The organism is Stenotrophomonas sp. PS02301, from assembly GCF_029959485.1.
GTDB lineage: Bacteria > Pseudomonadota > Gammaproteobacteria > Xanthomonadales > Xanthomonadaceae > Stenotrophomonas > Stenotrophomonas maltophilia_Z.
This window is the reverse complement of record NZ_JASCOO010000179.1, coordinates 1-3,357: the sequence shown is the minus strand read 5'-3', so window position 1 is coordinate 3,357 and position 3,357 is coordinate 1. Positions and strand designations below refer to the sequence as shown.

Below are 3,357 nucleotides of genomic sequence, written 5' to 3'. Positions count from 1 at the left end.
CGCGCAATTGGGGTACTGGTGGCGCCGGTTGGGGCGGGCGGGCGGCGGGCACGCACCATCCCGCGCCCGACCAGCGGTCGGGCGCTGTCCATCAATCCCAAGCCGGCGCGATCTCCTCCGGATTGGCCAGGCGATGGCCCCGATCCAGCGCCGCGATCTGCGCCATGTCCGCCTCGCTCAAGCGCAACTCGGCGGCCAGCAGATTGCCGGCGAGGTTGTCGCGCTTGGTCGAGGACGGAATCACCGCGAAGCCCTGCTGCAACGCCCACGCCAGCGCGACCTGGGCCGGGGTGGCCCGGTGGTGCGCGGCGATGGCCTGGATCACCGGGTCCTTGAGCACTTCGCCGTAGGCCAGGCTCATGTACGCGGTGACATGGATGCCCTGTTCCTTCAGGAACGCGATCAACGCGCGGTTCTGCAGGTAAGGGTGGACTTCGATCTGGTTGGTGGCGATCGCATCGGCACCGAGGATCGCGATGGCCTGGCGGGTCTGGGCGATGGTGAAGTTGGAGATGCCGATCTGGCGGGTCAGGCCCTGCGACTTGGCCTCGGCCAGTGCACCGAGATACTCGGCCATCGGCACCGCGTCCTTCGGCGACGGCCAGTGGATCAGGGTCAGCTCGACATGGTCGGTGCGCAGCTTGCGCAGGCTCTCGCGCAGGCTCTCCAGCAGCGCGTCGTGGTGGAAGTTGGCGATCCAGATCTTGGTGGTGAGGAACAGATCATCGCGCGCCACGCCGGACTCGGCGATGGCCTGACCGACCTCGGCTTCGTTCTCGTAGATCTGCGCGGTATCGATGGCGCGGTAGCCGACGTCCAGTGCGTTGCGCACCGAGTCGATCACGGTCTGGCCCTTCAGGCGGAAGGTGCCGAGGCCGAAGGCGGGAATGCTCATGGAAACTCCTTCATGGGGGTGAGGTGCAGGCTACGCCGTGCACCGTAAAGCGACGTAGAGCCGACCGTTTGTCGGCTGCGGTTGCGTGAAACGAATCGTGGGTCGGCTGTTGTCGCGTACTGCCGACCGTCGGTCCGCTGCCGGGAGCGATCAATGCGCACTCACGGCGATGCCTTCGGCGCGGTCGGCAACCCCATCGCGGCGGTCCAGGCGGCCACTCCATGCGGTCAGGCCGAAGGCGCCCATCACCACCAGCGCGCCCAGCCACGGGGTGTGCATCAGGCCGAAGTGATCGACCACCAGGCCACCCAGCGAAGCACCGAGCGCGATGCCGACGTTGAACGCGGCGATGTTCAGGCCCGAGGCCACATCGGCGGCCTGCGGGGCGAACCGCTGTGCCTGCTTGACCACGTATACCTGCAGCCCGGGCACGTTGCCGAACGCCACCGCGCCCAGCGCGAGCACGGTCAGCAGCACCAGCCAGGTGTTGTAAGCGGTGAAGGTGAGCGCGAACAGCACCGCGGCCAGCAACGCGAAGATCAGCTTCAGCGCCGGGATCGGGCCGCGGCGGTCGGCCAGGCGGCCGCCCCACAGGTTGCCGATCGCCACCGACACGCCATAGACCAGCAGCACGCCACTGACCGCATTGGCCGAGAAACCGGTCACGTCCTGCAGGATCGAGGCCAGGTAGGTGAAGGACAGGAAGGTGCCGCCGTAACCGAGCGCGGTGATCGCATACACCAGCAGCAGGCGCGGCTGCGCGAGCACGGCGAGCTGCTGGCCGAACGTGGCCGGTGCGCTGCGCTGCAGGTTGCGCGGGACGAAGAGCAGGCTGCCGATCAGCGCGATCACACCGAGCCCGGCTACGGCCAGGAAGGTGGCGCGCCAGCCCAGGTGCTGGCCGATGAAGGTACCCAGCGGCACGCCGGTGACCAGCGCCACGGTGAGGCCGGTGAACATGATCGCGATCGCGCTGGCGGCCTTTTCCTTGGGCACCACCGAGGTGGCGATGATCGAGCCGATCGAGAAGAACACACCATGCGCCAGGCCGGTCAGCACGCGCGCCACGATCAGCGAGCCATAGCCCGGGGCCATCCAGGCGATCACGTTGCCCAGGGTGAACAGCAGCATCAGCGCGACCAGCAGGGTCTTGCGCGGCACGCGCCCGGTCAGCGCGGTAAGCACCGGTGCACCGACCGCCACGCCCAGCGCATACAGCGAAACCAGCAGGCCGGCCGAGGGCAGGGTGACGCCGAGGTCGGCGGCGATGGTCGGGATCAGCCCGACGATGACGAATTCAGTCGTGCCGATGGCGTACGCACCCAGCGTCAACGCCAACAAGGCCAAGGGGATACCACGGGACATGGACGGATACCGGTGGGGAGCAAGGCTGCGCAGTCTGCGCGCCGTACTCTTGCGGAAAAAGCGGCCTTCACGCCAATCACTGTTGCCCCATGGTCAATAATGGGCCCCTTCCGCCCGGCCGCCGCCATGAAAACCACCCTCGATGAGATGCAGGCCTTCATCGCGGTGATCGACAGCGGGTCGATCACCGCCGCCGCCGAACAGCTTGGCCAGACCACGTCCGGTGTCAGCCGGGCACTGGGCCGGCTGGAGGAGAAACTCGGCACCACGCTGTTGACCCGCACCACCCGTCGCCTGCAGCTGACCGAGGAAGGCGACGCCTTCCTGGCCCAGGCCCGCGCAATCGTGGCCTCGGTGGAAGCGGCCGAGGAGCAGATCGCCGCCCGGCGTCAACGCCCGGCCGGGCGCCTGCGTGTGGATGCGGCGATGCCGTTCGTGCTGCACGTGATCGCCCCGCTGGTGGCGAGCTACCGCGCGCGCTATCCCGAGGTGGCGCTGGAGCTCAACAGCAGCGAGCGCTACATCGATCTGCTGGAGCGGCGCACCGATGTGGCCATCCGGATCGGGCCACTGGCCGATTCCACCCTGCATGCACGGCCGCTGGCGCACAGCCGCCTGCGCGTGATGGCCAGCCCAGCCTACCTGCAGCAGCACGGCACCCCGCGCGATGTCGCGGCACTGGGCACGCACACCCTGCTGGGCTTCAACGAGCCCGATTCACTCAATCACTGGCCGCTGCCCGGCGCGACCGACGCGCTGCTGCACGTGCGCCCGGCGGTGGCGGTCTCCAGCGGCGAAACACTGCGCCGGCTGGCCCTGGAAGGGGTGGGCATCGTCTGCCTGTCCGACTTCATGATCCACCGCGACCGCGAAGCCGGCACCCTGGTGCAGCTGTTGCCGGACCTCACCGTGGAGGTCCGCCAGCCGATCCACGCCGTGTACTACCGCAACACGGCAGTCTCGGCGCGGATCAGCTCGTTCCTGGATCACCTGGCGCAGGCCATGGTGGGCACCCCCTACGCCCGGTAGTGGGGGGGGGGGGGGGGGGGGGCGGCGGGGGGGCGCCGCCCCCCCCCCCCCCCCCCCCCCCCCCCCCC

The 3,357-nt window shown here is 69.1% G+C and carries 3 protein-coding genes; 1 reads left to right on the top strand and 2 read right to left on the bottom strand.

The genetic code is table 11. The features are described from left to right. Positions 1-91: 91 nt before the first annotated feature. Both dkgB and QMX81_RS20705 read right to left on the bottom strand, forming a co-directional pair. Positions 92-895 (bottom strand): 2,5-didehydrogluconate reductase DkgB, encoded by an 804-nt coding sequence (dkgB, locus tag QMX81_RS20710; protein ID WP_282264338.1) that lies wholly within the window; start codon positions 893-895, stop codon positions 92-94. A gap of 150 nt (positions 896-1,045) precedes the next feature. Further along, positions 1,046-2,260: an MFS transporter gene (locus tag QMX81_RS20705; RefSeq protein ID WP_121040844.1), complete on the bottom strand. Its 1,215-nt coding sequence runs from the start codon at positions 2,258-2,260 to the stop codon at positions 1,046-1,048. A gap of 126 nt (positions 2,261-2,386) precedes the next feature. Here QMX81_RS20705 and QMX81_RS20700 point away from each other — a divergent pair, with 126 nt between their 5' ends. Continuing rightward, the gene (locus QMX81_RS20700) at positions 2,387-3,289 is read left to right on the top strand and encodes a LysR family transcriptional regulator (RefSeq protein WP_282264334.1); all 903 of its coding nucleotides are present in this window, start codon (positions 2,387-2,389) and stop codon (positions 3,287-3,289) included. Positions 3,290-3,357: the final 68 nt, after the last annotated feature.

Coding starts and splice junctions, on each gene's coding strand:
- dkgB (WP_282264338.1), bottom strand. CDS start 895: ATGAGCATTCCCGCCTTCGGCCTCGGCACCTTCCGCCTGAAGGGCCAG.
- QMX81_RS20705 (WP_121040844.1), bottom strand. CDS start 2,260: ATGTCCCGTGGTATCCCCTTGGCCTTGTTGGCGTTGACGCTGGGTGCG.
- QMX81_RS20700 (WP_282264334.1), top strand. CDS start 2,387: ATGAAAACCACCCTCGATGAGATGCAGGCCTTCATCGCGGTGATCGAC.